13 protein-coding genes and 1 pseudogene are annotated in these 17,615 nt (G+C 46.9%); 10 read left to right on the top strand and 4 right to left on the bottom strand.

Features of this window, described 5'->3' with window-relative positions; genetic code table 11:
* Nucleotides 1-16 precede the first annotated feature (16 nt).
* The gene (catA, locus tag D829_RS0112955; RefSeq protein ID WP_017689326.1) at nt 17-664 is read right to left on the bottom strand and encodes a type A chloramphenicol O-acetyltransferase; all 648 of its coding nucleotides are present in this window, start codon (nt 662-664) and stop codon (nt 17-19) included.
* Nucleotides 665-896: 232 nt separating this feature from the next.
* Here catA and D829_RS0112945 point away from each other — a divergent pair, with 232 nt between their 5' ends.
* On the top strand, nt 897-1,457 hold the full coding sequence (locus tag D829_RS0112945) for a flavin reductase family protein (protein WP_017689324.1): 561 nt from the start codon (nt 897-899) through the stop codon (nt 1,455-1,457).
* A 113-nt stretch (nt 1,458-1,570) separates the two neighbouring features.
* Here D829_RS0112945 and D829_RS30970 read toward each other — a convergent pair.
* Nucleotides 1,571-2,526: pseudogene (locus D829_RS30970) on the bottom strand (IS30 family transposase).
* Between the two features lie 525 nt (nt 2,527-3,051).
* Here D829_RS30970 and D829_RS0112935 point away from each other — a divergent pair.
* From D829_RS0112935 to D829_RS30965, 8 genes are all read left to right on the top strand, one after another.
* Nucleotides 3,052-5,145, top strand: coding sequence for an acyltransferase family protein (locus tag D829_RS0112935; RefSeq protein ID WP_017689323.1), 2,094 nt, complete (start codon nt 3,052-3,054; stop codon nt 5,143-5,145).
* A 258-nt stretch (nt 5,146-5,403) separates the two neighbouring features.
* Nucleotides 5,404-6,717: an extracellular solute-binding protein gene (locus D829_RS0112930; RefSeq protein WP_017689322.1), complete on the top strand. Its 1,314-nt coding sequence runs from the start codon at nt 5,404-5,406 to the stop codon at nt 6,715-6,717.
* A 101-nt stretch (nt 6,718-6,818) separates the two neighbouring features.
* The gene (locus D829_RS0112925) at nt 6,819-7,700 is read left to right on the top strand and encodes a sugar ABC transporter permease (RefSeq protein WP_017689321.1); all 882 of its coding nucleotides are present in this window, start codon (nt 6,819-6,821) and stop codon (nt 7,698-7,700) included.
* Between the two features lie 36 nt (nt 7,701-7,736).
* Nucleotides 7,737-8,591 (top strand): carbohydrate ABC transporter permease, encoded by an 855-nt coding sequence (locus D829_RS0112920; protein WP_164783106.1) that lies wholly within the window; start codon nt 7,737-7,739, stop codon nt 8,589-8,591.
* Nucleotides 8,592-8,621: 30 nt separating this feature from the next.
* Nucleotides 8,622-10,403, top strand: coding sequence for a sensor histidine kinase (locus D829_RS0112915; protein ID WP_017689319.1), 1,782 nt, complete (start codon nt 8,622-8,624; stop codon nt 10,401-10,403).
* Nucleotides 10,400-11,986 (top strand): helix-turn-helix domain-containing protein, encoded by a 1,587-nt coding sequence (locus tag D829_RS0112910; protein ID WP_017689318.1) that lies wholly within the window; start codon nt 10,400-10,402, stop codon nt 11,984-11,986. Before D829_RS0112915 ends, D829_RS0112910 begins: the two co-directional genes overlap by 4 nt.
* A gap of 90 nt (nt 11,987-12,076) precedes the next feature.
* Nucleotides 12,077-14,653, top strand: a complete 2,577-nt coding sequence (locus tag D829_RS0112905; RefSeq protein WP_017689317.1) for a glycoside hydrolase family 2 protein — start codon at nt 12,077-12,079, stop codon at nt 14,651-14,653.
* Between the two features lie 215 nt (nt 14,654-14,868).
* The gene (locus tag D829_RS30965; RefSeq protein WP_017689316.1) at nt 14,869-15,099 is read left to right on the top strand and encodes a hypothetical protein; all 231 of its coding nucleotides are present in this window, start codon (nt 14,869-14,871) and stop codon (nt 15,097-15,099) included.
* Nucleotides 15,100-15,215: 116 nt separating this feature from the next.
* Here D829_RS30965 and D829_RS0112895 read toward each other — a convergent pair whose 3' ends face one another.
* A complete protein-coding gene (locus D829_RS0112895) occupies nt 15,216-16,331 on the bottom strand; it encodes an FAD-dependent monooxygenase (RefSeq protein WP_017689315.1) in 1,116 nt (371 codons plus the stop codon).
* Nucleotides 16,332-16,602: 271 nt separating this feature from the next.
* Between D829_RS0112895 and D829_RS0112890 the strand changes: the two genes are divergently transcribed.
* Nucleotides 16,603-17,085 carry a MarR family transcriptional regulator gene (locus D829_RS0112890; protein ID WP_017689314.1) on the top strand — a complete coding sequence of 161 codons (483 nt, stop codon included), beginning with the start codon at nt 16,603-16,605 and terminating at the stop codon, nt 17,083-17,085.
* 97 nt (nt 17,086-17,182) lie between these two features.
* Here the strand turns inward: D829_RS0112890 and D829_RS0112885 are convergent, their stop codons facing one another.
* A complete protein-coding gene (locus D829_RS0112885; protein ID WP_017689313.1) occupies nt 17,183-17,482 on the bottom strand; it encodes a hypothetical protein in 300 nt (99 codons plus the stop codon).
* Between the last annotated feature and the right edge of the window lie 133 nt (nt 17,483-17,615).

Genomic DNA, 17,615 nt, shown 5'->3' with positions numbered 1-17,615 from the left:
TTCGTCATTTAGCTGATTAACACCAATCATGGCATCGATCTGCAAGTGATTGCAATTCATTAAATAAAACGCCAGCATGGTAGCCGTCGCACACGGCGTGGTGTAACTGAACGGATAAGGGAAGATATACTTTATCGTTTTGTTGAAGATATTTTCCCATCGTGAAAATAGGCAACAAGTAGGTTCCCTCATTGTAGATATTCAGATTAAATCCCGTAAAGTTCACCCAGGGAATACTGGAAACGGGAAATGTATTTGGTGGTTCATTGGGTTTGACAACAAATTGTTTGAGATCCTTGTAATTCTTCATATCTTTCAGATAACGATTGTGGAACGTCACGAAATCTTCATGGAATGCTGTCCAGATGGTTGAGAAACTTTTGTTGTCCTCATGAAAAATCGTATAACTCGGAGACATTTCGTGCCAGTAGCCCAATCTCCCCTCGGCGTCAAAACAAGTTCGAAATTCCCTGTGTGCATTGACGACCGTAGAGATCATATGAATAAGAGCCGGATAGAACTTCAATCCTTTAAGCTTCAGTTCGTTGATCAATAGAGTGATATCCAGATTAGCAGTTATGCTGTAGGTACATCTGACCTGATTCAAGTAGTGGTCAAAGTATGGCTTTCGATCCCACTGATCTAACACGATTGGATTAAACATAAGTTATAACCTCCTAAATTTGAATAATGCCTTCACTTAGGAGGTATATTTGACTGATTTGACCATATCCTATCACATTCCCAGTATCGTATTTTTAGAAATTGATCCATCTCATTATAACATGATACTGAATGTGTCGCTTATAGCGAAATCCTCTGCAAAATGCTTTTTCAACCTGTTTCTTTCCTTTATAATTAAAGTTGTCTTTATAACGAAGAAGAGAGGGGATTAGATGCGTCAGCCGATAGAAGAACCCATATTTTATTCTTATCCTGGAATGGTAGCGGTGGTGACTTCACGTCATGAGGGAGTTCAGAATGTGATGGCGTCCGGATGGCATACATACATCGGATCATCACCAGGCGTATATGGCATCTCCCTTCGTAAGGAAACATACTCCTATGAACTCATTGAGAAGAGTGGCGTATTCGGTGTTCATTTCCTGCCAGGTCATCGATCGGAGTGGATTCAAGCTGCAGGAACGTTCAGTGGAAGAAATACGGATAAATTCACAAGATTCGGCATTCCATATGAGGAAGGAATCAAGGTAAGTGTACCCATTTTGACAGACGCTTATTTTGCTTATGAGTGCAAGGTTATGGAGATTACGACATATGGTGACCATGAATGGATTGCAGGCGAAGTGTTGCAGCGATATCAGGATCAGAAGTACTTTCTGGAGAATGGAATGGTTGATCTGGAGAAGTTGCAAATCCCAATGTACACAGGGCGTTCAGCATACCGGATTATAGATGCGAGGACAGAAGAAAAGATTCACCCGTTCCACCTCTAGGGTCCTAGGCAAGAAGAAGCAATTATGAGCAAAACTTTCAATCCGGTCTGACATAGGTTTATAATGGATATTGGCTGCTGAGCAAGTCGGCAGCCTTTTGTTATGACGGTTTGTCAAGTCAAGTGCGACAGTTCCTCTGTGAAAGATTCGTGAGCGGTTTTCCACCCCAAGCATTTTCGGGGTCTGTTATTGATTAAATCCAGGGAGTGGACGAGATCTTCATCCTCCACTTGAGCGAAATCGGTACCCTTGGGGTGGAACTCTCGAAGTAACCCATTCCCATTTTCGTTGGATCCGCGTTGCCACGATGAATACGGATCAGCAAAATAAACATGCAGACCATGGGTCGTTTCCAGGTTGGCATAGCAAGCAAACTCCTTGCCCCGGTCAGCTGTAGTCGTGAGGAACGTCCCTGTGGGGTACTGTGAGATGGCTACACCAAGCGCGATCCCATGGACAATGCGGTACGATCTGGCATGAGAATCGCGGTATACAGACGCGTTTTACGTTCAATGAGTGTGGCCACACAGCCTTTACTTTTTCCTCGACCCGATACGACGGTATCCAGTTCCCAGTGTCCAAACGTCTTACGAAAACGGACCTCTTTCGGACGTTCTGAAATGGTTCTGCCTATGGCGAATTTACCGCGGGTTTCTGCGGGCTTTTGACGCTTCCCTTTGTGACGTAAGACTTGTAATGTGCCTTGAACCAGACGTCCTGCGTAGATCCAGCGATAGATGGTTTTAAAGGAGACCACCGGCAGACCCTCGACGCGGAAACGTTCCGTGATTTGTTCAGGAGACCATGTGGCGTCGAGTTTTTCCTCAAGCGAAGCAGCCAGTGTATCGGACCATTTACCGTTGGATATCGAGGCTTTACGACGTTCATGATAAGCATGTTGGGCTGTTTCCGCTTCGTAGGCTTCGGATGAAGCGGTACGCTCTAATTCACGGCAAATGGTCGAAGGGTGTCTGCTCAGTTCTTTTCCAATTGCGCGTGAACTTTTGCCTTGCTGGTGGAGGATTTCTAGCTTGCTGCGTTCGATTATGCTAAGATGTGTGTAGCTCATGGTGGATTCTCCTTGTGTGAATGGGGTGTGAGAACTTTCATTCTACACGAATCCGGCCATGGGCCCTTTTTTATTTATTTCCAGTAGGTGTCGCACTTCATATTACAATCCGTCTTATGAATTCAATTGTTTCAATCGATGTGTGCGTGGGTATGCTGGTTTGCGCAAGCGGGACAGGTAATTTTAGCCACTCGATGAAAAACACTATATTTAACGACAAAATTAGAGTATGATTTTACAGCTATATGAGCTGGCAGGAAAGGTTACATCGATTTAATCGTTTGTAACTATTGCTGTAAAGTATGAGGCTTATTTCGGGCGTATAATGCTAAACGTGAACTCACGAATTAATATTAGGAATATTGTAATAATTAAAACTTAATGGACAGACAATACGTCTTCTTTATGTTGTAAATGAAAGATGGAAGGTGCAATACGTATGTTAATGACAACCAGAACGATCAGGAGTTCCTTTATGCCCCCAACACCGATGTTGTTGACTCACAGTAACAAGGAGGGGCATGCATGTCACAATCGTTAAATCGTAAGAGACATATGAACGGACTTGACGGCTTGCGAGCCATCGCTGTACTTGCAGTAATCGCGTATCATCTGAATTTGGATTTTATTCCGGGCGGACTGCTCGGTGTAGGGATATTCTTTGTTCTCTCAGGATATTTGATTACAGATATTCTCGTGTCACAGTGGCAGGAACATGGACGCATTTCTCTCGGTGATTTCTGGGTGAGACGGGTAAGGCGTCTGCTTCCAGGCATGCTGACCATGACAGCTGTGGTGATGATCTGGTTGGCCTGTACAGACCCATCGCGGCTCGCTGCGCTTCGTGGTGATATCGTTTCGGGTGTATTATACATAAGCAATTGGTGGTATATCTTTCACAACGTTTCCTATTTCGAAAGTTTTGGCCCTCCATCACCGTTTGGACATTTCTGGTCACTGGCTGTGGAAGAGCAATTTTATCTTATATGGCCTCTTCTACTGATCGCAGCAATCGTAGTGTTCAAAAGAAAGGGATGGCTGGTCGTCTTCATTGTTGTCGCAGCTGAATTATCTGCTGGCGCAATGGCCATCATGTATAATCCCGATTTGGACCCGAGCCGTGTATATTATGGAACAGACACGCGGGCATTTGCACTGCTTGCTGGTGCTGCTCTTGCCGTGGTGTGGCCTAGTCGCAAGCTGTCGAACTCTCTGTCTGGCATGAATCGGCTTGTGCTCGATGTGTCGGGACTTGCTGCGCTCGCTTTATTAATCTACATGATGCTGAACAGCAGTGAATATGATCCGTTTCTGTATCAAGGGGGCATGGTGCTTCAGGCTATAGCAACAACGTTGCTGGTAGCGGTGTTGGCTCACCCATCGTCTTTCCTGGCACGTATCATTGGCGAGAAGCCATTACGCTGGATCGGAGAGCGATCCTACGGATTATATCTGTGGCATTATCCTGTTATTATTTTAACCAATCCCGCGGTGGATACGGGAGGAGCACATCCTGTACGAATCATTTTACAGGTTGCTGCAACGGTTGTGCTGGCCTCATTGTCCCTTAAATATATTGAAAATCCGATTCGGTACAATGGATTCCGTGATTCTTGGTCCCGATTATGGGGAAGAGGACGGTCATCGATCGGTATACGTAACGTATGGTGGAAGCGTGCAGGTCTGTTGATGACAATTCTGCTGTTGTCCTATACGGTATCTCAGATGATGGTCTCCCATGCAGCGAACTCCGACTCCCATTCGGTATCGATGTCCAACACATTGAATGGAGAGAATTCCGTAGCAGAGGAACAGGGGCAGGATGTGTTGCCAGCTATTACAGCGACGTCAGGCTCTGGGCAAAAGAACGATGCTCATACCCATAAACCGGAAGCAGGAACAAAAGATGATCTGGGGAAAAATGAGAAGCCAACAGGAGAGTCTGCTCCAGACTCGAAACCTGGTGACCAAGACAATTCAGTGAATCCTGGCAAGGATGGTCAGTCTGAAGATAAGCCGGCTGATGACTCCGTGACTAACGAGAATGATACATCGGATGACGCTGGAGCGAATCAATCCGATGATACAGATCATACGGATGATGCACCTGATTCATCTCAGGACAATGAAGAAACAGCGCCTCCTGCCCAGGATGGCAAGATTCATTATACCGTCATTGGAGATTCGGTGATTTTGGATGCAAAACCGTATCTGGAGCAAAGTATATCTGGTGTGTACGTGGACGGACATGTCGGTCGTCAGATGTGGCAGGCTGGTGATGTATTGGAAGGTCTGAAGCGAAACAACCAAATGGGCAGCAAGGTGGTGCTGGAGCTCGGGACGAATGGTTCCTTTAACTCCAAAAACTTGAATGCTGTGCTTGATTATCTGAAGGATGAGGATCGGGTATATCTGGTTACTGTGCGAGTACCTCGTCCGTGGGAACGAACGGTGAACAGGGCGTTGAATGAGGCAGCATCCAAATACAGCAATGTCTCGTTGATTGACTGGAACAGTGCAAGTGAGGGACATGACGAATATTTTGAAAAAGATGGCGTACATCTCACTACGCAAGGGTCCGAAGCTTTTGCAGATCTGGTGAAAAACAGTATCCAATAATACGCAATCCATATTTAATACGATTTAGCACTTATTCATTATATATAGCCTGGGGTGAAGCTGCCGACGGCTGCAACAAGAAAGAGCTCTCATTGTGAGGGCTCTTTTTAGTTGTTATGAACAAATAAGTCAGCAAAGTAAGTTCCAAACAGGGGAACCGATATTTTTCACCCCTGCATCCGTGGATCGTCACCTTACGGTATGATAGCGTTACCATTTACAATAAGTGTATTCAAATCGCCGAGGGGGAATATAGAGATGTTGAAAAAATGGCTTTCGGGTTTCCTGGTAATAGCATTGTTCTCCATTATTCTTGCTGGCTGTGCTGGTGGGGACACTTCAGAAGGAGGCAGCGGCAATGACAAAGTAACCGTCACTCTCTGGCACAACTGGACCGGACAGGATGCAAAGGCGGTTGCGATGCGCCAAATTATTGAAGATTTTCGCGCTGCGCATCCAGATATTGAAGTTGTGGATGAAGGCTTGCCAACAGATGGTCTCAAAACACGGCTTCGCACGGTGGCAGCTGCCAACGAGATGCCAGACCTGTTCGTGATGTGGCCGGATGCTATGACTAAGGAATTTGTAAAAGGGGATCTGTTACAGCCCATTAATGCAGAGCTGGACGCAAAGCCGGAGTGGGAAGATAACTTTATCCCGAATGCATTGGACGGATACACCGTAGACGGGAATATCTACTCCGTGCCCATGAATCTGGCGCCGAGTTCCTTCATTTATTATAATGAAGCTCTTTTCAAGCAGTACAACGTAAAAGTGCCTGAGACATGGGCGGAACTGGAACAAGCGATTGCTACTTTTAATCAAAATAAAGTCATTCCCATGGCACTTGGCAACAAGGCCAACTGGGTAGCTCAATCAACGATATTCAGTACACTGGCTGATCGGATTACCGGCACAGACTGGTTCCTGAAAGCGGCAGCACAAGAGGGTGCAAGCTTTACCGATCCACAATTTATTGAAGCCTTGAACAAGATGCAGGAGCTTGGCAACACCAAAGCATTCCAAGATGGATTCAATAGTATCGACGAGACACAGATGATGCAGCTTTATTTCCAAGGTAAGGCAGCGATGGTCATGAACGGCGGATGGGCCTTGGCTAATCTGGTGAACAATGCACCTGAAGAGGTGTTGAACAACACACATATTACGATTCTTCCTCCAGTGGACGGAGGTCAGGGTGAACCAAGAACAACATCCGGTGTTGTAGGAACCGGGTTGGGTGTAAGTAAAAAGCTGAGCGGTGCGCAAAAAGAGGCAGCGATGGAGCTGTTCTACGCGCTGGCAGGACCTGATGGTCAGAAGGCCACATTGGATAGCAGCACATTGGTGAGTTACAAGATTGATCTGGACAAAACCAAAGCACATCCATTGTTCGTAGAATTATATGATCTGATGCAGGAAGTGAAGATTACGCCAGTATACGATTCCAAGCTGGGATCGGCAACGGTTGAGGTTATTAACAATGCGTTGCAAGAGTTGCTTATGGGCGGCAAGGCCGAAGAGATCGCAGCCAAAATTCAGGCGGCTCAAGCCAATGCAGTTAGTCAGTAACGATTCGTTAAAACCCCTTCCCGGCAGGGGAGGGGTTTTAAGTATGGATGGGATAGTCAGTTGCAATTTGGTAAAGGTATTTATGGAGGGGAAGTGAACAGATGAACGCACTGCGCAGTCGGCGTTTTATTATGCTGGGGCTGGCCCCGGCAGTCATCATTTATGCATTGTTTGTATTTGTACCGGTCGTGTGGTCGGCATACTACGGTTTCTTCAACTGGTCCGGCATTGGCGCATCCAAATATATTGGTGTGGATAATTACGTGGAGATCTGGCATGATCCTGTGTTTTGGCGGGCACTGAAAAATAACGTTATTTTTGTGTTGGCATCTGTGTTTGGACAAATTCCGTTAGCGTTGATGTTGGCGGTCATATTACACAAAAGTAATCCATTACAGCGGTTTCTGCGCTCAGCCGTATTTCTGCCGATGGTGTTATCCACTGTAGTTATCGGTATGATCTGGCAGTATATCTATCATCCGCAGATCGGGATATTGAACTTTCTGCTGGACGCTCTGGGGCTGGAAAGTTGGAAGCTGCAATGGCTTTCCGATGACAAGATTGCCATTTTCTCATTGGTACCGCCGCTGCTCTGGAGCTTTGTCGGGTTGTATCTGATTATCTTTATCTCGGCACTACAGAATATTCCAGGCGAGATTCATGATGCTGCCAAAATAGACGGTGCTTCAGGAATCCGGAAACTGGTATCGGTCTCTTTGCCCATAATCTGGGGTACAGTTCAGGTTGCAATCATTCTATGTATTTCGGGTAGTCTGAAATCATTCGATCTGGTCTACATCATGACCAAGGGTGGTCCGGCACATGCGACGGAACTGCTTGCAACGTATATGTACAATTCAACCTTTACAACATATCGATATGGTTTTGGTAGTGCGATCTCCACAACCATCGTACTGATCTCCCTGCTGCTGATCGGAACAAGCCAGTGGGCGACCAGTCGCAAACGAAAAGAGAATCAGTAGAGAGGAGGAGCTATCATGCGCGTGACACCTGTATCCATGCCATCACCACGAAGCAGCTCGGGCCATCCGATTCGCCGCCTACGTAGCGGAATTGTTTGGACGCTGCTAACGGTCTATGGTATTTTAACATTGTATCCGTTCTACTGGCTCGTGATTAGTGCATTCAAAACAAATGAAGATTTCTATAGCAGGCCCTTTGGTCTGCCGGAAAACTGGAATGTTGCCAATTTCAGCAATGCATGGGAAAGCTCCAGGCTAGGGACTGCTTTTGGCAATTCACTAATCGTATCGGTGGGGTCACTTATTCTGACGCTGTTCATTGCAGCGCTTGCTTCATTCATCCTGGCTCGTTTCCAGTTTCGCTGGAAAGGGTTAATCATGACCTTTTTTGTTGTTGGTATGCTCATTCCGATCCATAGTACACTTGTCCCCTTATTTATTTTAATGAAACAGATGTCCCTGCTAAATACGTACTGGGCATTAATATTACCTTATACGGCTTTTGCATTGCCTACGGCTATTTTTGTGCTTACTGCTTATCTGACAAGTGTTCCACGTGATATTGAAGAGGCAGCTTTCATTGATGGAACAGGACTTTGGGGGCTGTTTACCCGGATCATGTTACCGATGTCCGTCCCTGCGTTGTCTACGGTTACGATCCTGAGTTTCTTGCATGCGTGGAATGACTTTTCATTTGCGCTTGTATTCATCAACAAAACCGGATTGAAAACGTTACCGCTGGCCATTGCGAACTTTGCGGATGGGTATCAAACCGATTACGGCTTAACACTTGCCGCCATGACACTTTCGGTCATTCCAACCATTATCTTGTATCTCATATTCCAGGAACAGGTTATGAAAGGCATGACAGCCGGAGCGGTCAAAGGATAAGCGAAAGCGCATCCAGAGGAGGAGAAACGTTTGGCACGCTGGCTCACATCTTCGTTACAAAGGAAGCTATCGGTCGTCGTGACTGCTTCAATGATTGTGCCATTGCTGGCCTTGGGTCTGTTCGCCTTTCTGATCTCTTCCCGCATTACAGAGCAAAAAACAAAACTGTCCGGCATGGATACGCTAAAACAGGTGGAAGCAAATCTTCGTTATATGCTGCAAGATGCCGAGAACCTATCGATTTTTCTGATTGGAGAACGGGACATCCAGCAGTATCTTAGCCACAATGAAGATCATGAGCTGGACCGGGTGGATATCCTGGGCAGGATGACCAATCTGGCTGCTTCCAAGAAATATATTGCGAACATCGCCATATATCCAAGCCGATTCGATGCTACATTGTCTACGGCTACCTGGTATGAATACAATAATTCAAGCTTATCTTATCCACTGGTACCGAACGGAGAAGCAGTGAAAAAATGGACGGGGGTATATCTGGTCCAGAATTATGCGGGTATACAAAATGTGATCACATTGGTTCGGCCAATCCGCAGTATCCATGATTATCGACCCATCGGCTGGTTAGCCATTAGTCTGGATGAGAAGGCCATATCTAAGGGATGGGCCGCTCTGGGATTAGGCAGAGGGCAAGGCAGACTGGAGCTCATCGGCAGTTCTGGAGAGATTCTGTCTTCAATGGACAAATCCCGGCTTGGACTTAAGTTGGAGCAGGTCGAACCAGGAGTCACAACGTTAATTCAGGATGGCGGTAGCGGAACAACCACATATGGCAGTGGTGACGATAAACGGACATTGCTCTATTATCCGGAAGAATTGACGGGGTGGACGTTGGTTGGAACAGTCCCTTACGACCAGTACAAGTCCGAGAATCGGTACATTCTTATTCTGACCGGTTGCGCCGTTGCCATGTCTGCTGCGATCAGTGCTGGCTTGGTCTGGTTTACGGTACGGCGTGTGACGAGGCCGCTTCGCGTGCTTACCCGGCATCTGTCCCGAATTGATCCGGAACGTCCTCTTCCGCTGTTCCGGTCCGAAAGTGATGACGAGATTGGCAGGCTTGGGGAGAGTTATAATCTGCTTGGTGCACATATTCAGTTATTGAAGGAAGAGGTTATTCGCGGTGAAGCTCGCAAAAAAGAAGCGGATCTTCGGGTGCTTCAGGCGCAGATTAACCCGCACTTTCTGTATAACACACTCTCTTCAATTCATTGGATTGCCTTGATGTCTGAAGAGAAGCGGATCGCGGATATGGTTGAGGGCCTGAGTGATTTTCTGCGTATCAGCTTGAATAATGGTCAGGATTACTGCCCTGTGGAACAGGAGATTGCTCATATTCGCCATTATGTGCGTGTGCAGTCGATTCGTTTCCCTGATCAATTTGTGTTGCATTATATCGTAGATCCAGCGCTTGAGAAGCGAATGATGCTGAAGCTATTGCTGCAACCGCTTGTTGAGAACGCCATGATTCATGGTATTCAGCCCAAAGCAGGCATGGGTACTATCACCATAATGATTCGCAAGGACCCGGATAATGAACAGATGAATGTGCTGGTGCTGGATGATGGTGTCGGCATGGAGCCGGACAGGCTGGAACAATTAAGGATAAGTATTAGGGAATGGAAGGGAAAACAGCCGAAAAAAAAGCTAAACCAAGGCGGTTATGGGCTCTGCAATGTGAATGAGAGACTGCTGCTCCATTATGGAGCGGATGCACAGCTTGAAGTAGACAGCAGGGTTGGAGGAGGTACCCGGATTTCGTTTTCCATTCCAATCTTGGAGGGTTCGCCATGAGACTATTAATTGTTGATGATGAAGTGATTATCCGTACAGGGCTTGCCAGCGTTATCGCTTGGCATGAACTCGGAATTGAACTTCTTCAACCTGCTGCCTCGGCAGAGGAGGCGTTAACACGCATGGCCGAGGAACGTCCGCATATCCTGATGACGGATATTCGGATGACAGGCAGATCAGGGCTGGAACTGGCAGAAGAGGGACTGCGATTGTTACCTGAGCTGGAGGTCATTATTTTGTCCGGATACGATGACTTTTCTTATGCCCAACAGGCGATTCGCCAAGGTGTTACAGATTATCTGCTCAAAACAAGTAAGCCGGAAGAGATCATCAAGACCGTATTACAGGCCAAACAGCGAATCACGGAACGTTGGGCAGAGAAGTCCAGAGAGGGACAGCTTATGCGGGAGAATCGGGAGCGGTTATTTGCCGGGTGGATCATTGATGGTGACACCGCTTCGGGTCATTTTCCTTCATTTTTGCGATCTGATGCTGGACTAGAGGCAGCGGTTGATGGCCTTGATGATGAACAGATTCTCAGACAAGTCATTGTTCTTCGAGCAGAGGGTTGGGATCAATCCTCGGACGCGCTATTACGATTTGCGATGCAGAATACCCTGGAGGATATGCTACCTGGTGCCATTGCTCATGTAGAGAAACAGCAAATTATCTGTGTAGTTTCATGGCCGTCTGTGGATCAGGAATATCCGTTCAGGCTGGAGAGTGCATTACGTCGGCTGGAGCAATTACTGAAGTGCACCCTGCGCGCAGCGGTAGGTCTGCCTGTGCGTGGATATGCAGATCTGCACGAAAGCTACAGAACTGCTTCAACTGCATTCCGATATCGGGGTTTGATGGATTATAAAGTATGGCATTATGAGCACGTTCAGGATCGCCAAGGTGGTAAAACTGTACTTACACACGAAGAGGAGACCACACTTGGCACATTATTGCTGGATAATGATTCAGTCACGTTAACGACATGGACGCGAGAACTTGTGGCTAATCTGATTACAGAACCGGAGGTCACACCAGAATCGTTCAGTGCTTGTCTGCACTCAGCGGTCATTGCAGGTCATCGCTGGCTTACCCGCACAATGCGAGCTACAGGGCGTGAAGAAACCGCAAGGCTCGAACCCTGGATGCCCGAACCGGATGCCGAACCTGTAGATCTTGGGGATATGTTGTTCCAGCATCTGTATGGTCTGATGCATGTCTATCATAGCCGAATGGGTCAGGGACAGGCTGCCCATGTGCAAAAGGCTATTGGTTATATTGAATCATCATTGGCACACGATATTAATTTGCAGCTGGTAGCTGGACATGTTCATTTGCATCCCGGTCACCTCAGTGAACTGTTTAAAAAAGAAATGGGTGTGACCTTCGGAGATTTTGTCACCGATATGCGTATACGAAGAGCGATGGATATGCTCGCGGTGTCTCCAGCGAAGGTCAGTGAAGTCGCTGCCATCAGCGGCTACGAAGACGTGAAATATTTTAGCAGGCTGTTCAAAAAACATACGGGCAAGACCCCGAGTGAATATCGCGAAGAGGCGTTGTCGTTCAAGCCTTCGGGAAGTTAGAAATGAGCAGATTAGGAAGCAGGCCTTGCATTTCTGCAAACGTTTTCGATATGGTATTACTCAGGTTTCCTGGAGAGTGAGGGCGTACTGATGAAGATCCATAGTTCAAGTCAGGATTTATCGGGACAATGGAAGATACAGCATTTTGAAGTTGGAGAGAAGCGGGCAATGGATGTGGCAGCTGCTGCACTGGATGACCGTTTCTGGATTGGGGCTGAAGTGCCTGGCGATGTACACGCTGCACTAGTTGAGCGCAGTATCATTGATCCGCCCTATTACGGACATAATGATGCCAAAAGTCGCTGGATTGAGCAAAAGGAATGGTGGTACCGCACAACCTTCAATCTGGTGATAGATGCAGAGACGGAGGAGCACTTTGAATTGGTGTTCGAAGGATTGGATACGTTTGCAACGGTATATGTCAACGGCCATGAGGTTGGGAAAACGGCCAATATGCTTATGTCACATACGTTTAATGTAACGTCTCTGGTACGCAGCGGCTGGAATGCGATTGCTGTCAAGTTTGACCCGCTTCACCTGCATCACCGGGACAAAGAAACCTTTGACTGGTCCTCGTATACGAAGGAACGGCCATGGTTGCGCAAAGCAGCGATGAACTTTGGCTGGGACTGGGGTCCACGCATGGTTACGGTGGGGATCTGGGGTGCTGTACGGCTGGAAAAACGAACAATCGCCAAGCTGGAAAATGTGTATGCTTGTACGGAATCAGTCAGTTCAGAGCTGGTTGTCTTACATGTCACGGCGGATGTGAAGTCGGTCTTGTCTTACCGTAGCAGACAGAAACGTGAGCAGGCTGTGGTTGCGACCTGTAATGTTCGTCTGTTGGATCGCAGCGGACACGAGGTGGCAGGTGTCACTGAACTACCCGTAGAGGGTGGGAAAGCGGATACCACATTAAACGTTACGTCACCGCAGTTATGGTGGACTCATGATCTGGGTGAGCCGTATCTGTATACGCTGGAGGTTACATTATACGCAGATGGCGTTGAGGTGGATCGTTATAGCGAGCCTTATGGGTTACGAACGATTGAGCTGGCTCTTCACAATGAACGGGGTGAAGATACATTTACTTTTATTCTGAACGGAGTCAAAGTATATGCCAAGGGTGCCAACTGGATTCCGGCTGATCATCTGATTGGCGCCATCCCGAACTCCCGGTATCGTGAGCTTGTCGAGCTGTCGGTGGAAGGGCATATGAACATGCTGCGTGTCTGGGCTGGTGGTATATATGAGAAGGATGTCTTCTACGATGAGTGTGATCGGCAAGGGGTGTTGGTGTGGCAGGATTTTGCATTCGCGAACGCATTGTTCCCGGATTTCAATCGTGATTTCATGGATAATGTACGGCAAGAGGTAGAAAACAATGTCCTGCGCCTGCGTAACCGTGCCTCGCTTGCCATCTGGTGTGGGAATAATGAAATAGATTGGCTCTATGATATGAAGTTGGCAAGTGGAGATATTACCAGCCCGTTCTACGGCGAACTTATCTATCATGAGCTGATCCCTGAGGTGCTGGAACGACTGGATCTGTCTCGTCCATACTGGCCTTCTTCGCCGTTCGGGGACAGCAACGGTCAGGACGCCAATGATCCCGATGTCGGGGATCGCCACAACTGGCAGGTATGGCATGGTTCGGTCTATCCAAGGAAGCATGGAGAGCCGCCGCTGCTGGACTACAGCATTGAAGGTGTAGCGTTCAAAAATTATAAAAAGGATCATGCGCTGTTCAGCAGTGAATTTGGTATGCACGCCTCGGCCAATCGTTACACACTGGAGAAAAATATGCCCGCTGGTCAGTTTTACTGGGGCAGTCCGGAGATGGCCTATCGTAACAAAGATACCAATCACCAGAAAGGTATTCTGCTAATGGAGGGTTACACAGGCATTCCCCAAAATATAGAAGAGTATATGAACTACTCCATGCTGACTCAAGCGGAAGGGCTGCGATATGGAATTGAGCATTTCCGGCGCATCAATCACCGTAACAGCGGTGCGCTTGTATGGCAATTGAACGATAGTTGGCCAGGAACAAGCTGGTCCATGATTGATTATGAACTGCTGCCGAAGGCATCTTTTTATTATGGGAAAATATTCTTTCATCCTGTTCTGTTGTCACTGGAGCATGAGCCGGGGGAGCCGCTTGCGTTGTGGGTTGTGAATGATACTCGGGACGTCATGAAAGGCCAGCTGCGGATCAATGTCTACGAATTGCATGGAGAGAAGATCTATTCGAGCACACATGCTGTTGAAGTAACATCTCAAACCTCACTGTGTATTGCTGAATTAACTGAGGCAGAGGTGCTACAGGGCAGACATGCGGAGGAAGTAATGGTTGAGTTGGTATCCGAAGGGTTTGCAGCGCCGATCAATCGGTACTTCTTACGTGATCCTAAAGACGTGACATTGCCGGAGTCTCAATTGAGTGTACATGTGAACGAGGAGGAGCAGTCTGTTACGGTTACGGCCAGTGGTGCGATTGCACGATTGGTGAAGCTGGAGCTTCCCCTTGGACGTGTCCGATTCAGTGACAATTATTTCGATCTGCTCCCCGGTGAGAGCCGAACAGTGAGACTTCGTCATCCAGAGCAGTCGTCTCTGCCTCTGACGGAACTTCGAGTTAGTGCCATGAACGGCAGAGAAGGATAAGATATTAATAACAGACTTCGATTCTTATTCGAGGTTTAAGGTGGTCATCCTGATCAGGGAGGCCACCTTTTTTTTGCTTTTGGAGCAGTTGAGATCATGTCGTTGTGTCAGGTGATCTTGTCCTTATTCCACAAGCGGAACTTCCAATCGGGTTCACATCTTGGCACATTCGGGTTAGAATGATAAAGAAATCGTTTTCAAAAGGAGGTGGATTCATGTCATTTGTCTTTTATCCGGAGATGGTTATATTCATTCTGATGTTGATCCTGCTGATTATTGGTATTGTATATATCGTTCGTAAAAGCAAACAAGTATTGCGCCGCTTAAGCAATCTGGAGAAAGCATTATATGAAAAAGATAACATCTCATCCTATCCGAAGGACGTTGATACTGTACAAGAAGGAGCACCCAAAGAAGACACGTTTGCTCCACGCAAACGAAAATGAAGAAGGATACAGAATTACATAAAAAAGATAAACCAACAAACCAAACAGCCGATTCTTCTCTATGATGAAGTGATCGGCTGTTTGGGCATGTAGGCATATATCCGGTTTAATGGGTTTTAAAGAAAAGATTCATAACGCTGTTGGAAAGAGGATTCCATCTCCACTTGTCGTGCAAGTTGCTGCTGTACCTTTGCACCGCGAATCGTCTTAAGTTTCTGAAGTTGTGCAGTGGAACTGAATTGATCTGCAGCCATTTGAACAAGCAATTCCGAGAGCACATCCGCATCTTCGAGCGCGGCATTAAGTCCAAACGCACCGGTTGGGGTCATGGTATGAGCGGCATCACCGATGAGAACAACATTGTCTTGTGCCCACGACTGGCAATAGCTGCTTTCGACAGATAACAGAACAAAATCACTCCAGCTCTGAATGTTGGCAGCTACAGAATCAGACAGGCAAGGAAATGCGGATACAAGTTTATCTACAAATGGAGCTATCGGTTGCTCTCGCAGCTTGGAGTAAGCTCCTTCGGGGATGTTCCATCCAATCTGAACATAACCGCCGAATTGTGAGAACAGTGCGAGCTGTTGCCCATCCATGCTGGCCATTCGAACAGCGGGTTCCCAACCTACAGGTGCCGGAATGCGCGCCCACAGCAGATCATACCCGTGCTTGCGAATCTCCGGTGTCAAACCGGAATGTTTGCGTACAGCAGAGTATCTGCCATCAGCACCGACAATAACAGATGCTTCAATGGAGGCAGGAACGCCGCTCTGCCGAATGTTAATACCAACGATCTGGCCTTTCTTGTCTCGTAGCAAACCGGTCATGATGGTATTAAACAGTACTTGTTCATTTGAGTTGTGCTGCTGAGCATGCGATACGATGGCTTCCAGGAGATGATCTTGGGGTACATGAATACCAACATGAGATTCTCCATTGCCCGGTGATACCGTATAAATAATGTGCCCGTTCTCCCAATACTGAATCTGTTCCAAGAGTAACGCTCCGCGTTCCTGGATGAGGGAATAGAGGCCGTGTTTATTTAAAATGGATTCGCCGTCCACATTGAGCAACTCCCCGCGAAACGACTTGTGCAGGTGGGGCTGCCGCTCAATGAGCATCGTGGAGATTCCTTTTTGATTCAGTAAATAAGAAAGCAAAGCACCGCCAGGTCCAGCGCCGACGATGCAAACATCCGTTTTTAATTGTGATTGTGTATTCTGATTCATGTGCATAAGTCCCTTGCATTATAATGGTGACGCTTTATTTACTTTATAACAACAGATTTATTAAAATCATTAAGTAACTAAAAGTAACTTTAAAGATATAGGTTATTATAAACAAACCCGTTGCCATAATGCAATAGGTGAAACCTAAAATAAAACACAAGTCTTCCGGTCGAGTAAAGGGTGTCTAATGCAAGCGTATTTTTCACAAACATCATAGTGTAAATATGTTACAATATAAGGTAGGTTATGATGAAAGGCAGGAGGAACGTTTATGAGCCCGGATACGGAGCGAAACTCTCAATTGGCAAATGTAGATCAATTGTTGGAGGCCTTCTTCAGATATAAAAATAAAGTATTGGATCAGCAGCAGAAGAACGAAACCAACTGTAAACTGAATCCGACAAAAAGTCATATATTGGGCATGATTTTACGTGAAAAACGCTGCATGGCGGTTGATGTGGCCAGACAACTCAGTTTGTCTTCCGGCGCAACCACCATTGTACTGAATCAACTGGAGACGGAAGGGTTGATCCAGCGTGTGCGCAGTGAAGAAGATCGGAGAATTGTGTGGCTGTCCTTAACGGATGAAGGCGCGCAGCTTGCCAAGACACTTAATGCGAATCGCGGCCGAATGACGTGGGAATTGTTGCAAGCACTTTCCGAAGAGGAGCAACAGCAGATGTTTGGCATGCTGAAGAAAATTGAACTGAAACTGCTGGAGAACATGAAGTCGTTTGAGCAGATCCACCGGTAGTCCATATATGACTTGATTCCTTGAAGACGTCAGTCCTCATGAGTTCGTCCCTAATTGCGGAGGGGTGAGCCTTGAAGACTGGCGTTTTTGAGTTTGTTTATAAATGAAAGCGAACCACATGATCCGTCAAGCCTTTCTGGATCAAAACTTCTTTTTGTTTGCTGCCCATCAGGTCAAAGTGGGGAAATGGCTGCCGCCGATGAATGTATCGCGGGTCCAGCCCATGATGGTTGCACCAACGTTCGAGACGTTCCAGATCTGCGCAGCCAACTTTGGTGACACTGGTGATACCGGGGAATCGGTTGTCAATCCAGAAATGAGTGAGGTACGCAATCTCACCACGAGCCACTTGTTCCTTCCACGCAGCAAGCTCTTGTCGTTTAATTCCAAATGCCATAGATGCAAGTTCCTTTCCAAACGGGTATTGTCCTGAGCATATTGTAACATCTTATATACAGAATTCATCAGAATTCTTTCATTCAGACTGGTCTGAGACCAGTTGAATGGGTATATGTATATGACAACATTTT

This window comes from Paenibacillus sp. PAMC 26794, from assembly GCF_000316035.1.
Classification (GTDB): domain Bacteria; phylum Bacillota; class Bacilli; order Paenibacillales; family Paenibacillaceae; genus Paenibacillus.
This window is presented reverse-complemented; position numbering and strand designations above follow the sequence as displayed.

Coding starts and splice junctions, on each gene's coding strand:
- catA (WP_017689326.1), bottom strand. CDS start 664: ATGTTTAATCCAATCGTGTTAGATCAGTGGGATCGAAAGCCATACTTT.
- D829_RS0112945 (WP_017689324.1), top strand. CDS start 897: ATGCGTCAGCCGATAGAAGAACCCATATTTTATTCTTATCCTGGAATG.
- D829_RS0112935 (WP_017689323.1), top strand. CDS start 3,052: ATGTCACAATCGTTAAATCGTAAGAGACATATGAACGGACTTGACGGC.
- D829_RS0112930 (WP_017689322.1), top strand. CDS start 5,404: ATGTTGAAAAAATGGCTTTCGGGTTTCCTGGTAATAGCATTGTTCTCC.
- D829_RS0112925 (WP_017689321.1), top strand. CDS start 6,819: ATGAACGCACTGCGCAGTCGGCGTTTTATTATGCTGGGGCTGGCCCCG.
- D829_RS0112920 (WP_164783106.1), top strand. CDS start 7,737: ATGCCATCACCACGAAGCAGCTCGGGCCATCCGATTCGCCGCCTACGT.
- D829_RS0112910 (WP_017689318.1), top strand. CDS start 10,400: ATGAGACTATTAATTGTTGATGATGAAGTGATTATCCGTACAGGGCTT.
- D829_RS0112905 (WP_017689317.1), top strand. CDS start 12,077: ATGAAGATCCATAGTTCAAGTCAGGATTTATCGGGACAATGGAAGATA.
- D829_RS30965 (WP_017689316.1), top strand. CDS start 14,869: ATGTCATTTGTCTTTTATCCGGAGATGGTTATATTCATTCTGATGTTG.
- D829_RS0112895 (WP_017689315.1), bottom strand. CDS start 16,331: ATGAATCAGAATACACAATCACAATTAAAAACGGATGTTTGCATCGTC.
- D829_RS0112890 (WP_017689314.1), top strand. CDS start 16,603: ATGAGCCCGGATACGGAGCGAAACTCTCAATTGGCAAATGTAGATCAA.
- D829_RS0112885 (WP_017689313.1), bottom strand. CDS start 17,482: ATGGCATTTGGAATTAAACGACAAGAGCTTGCTGCGTGGAAGGAACAA.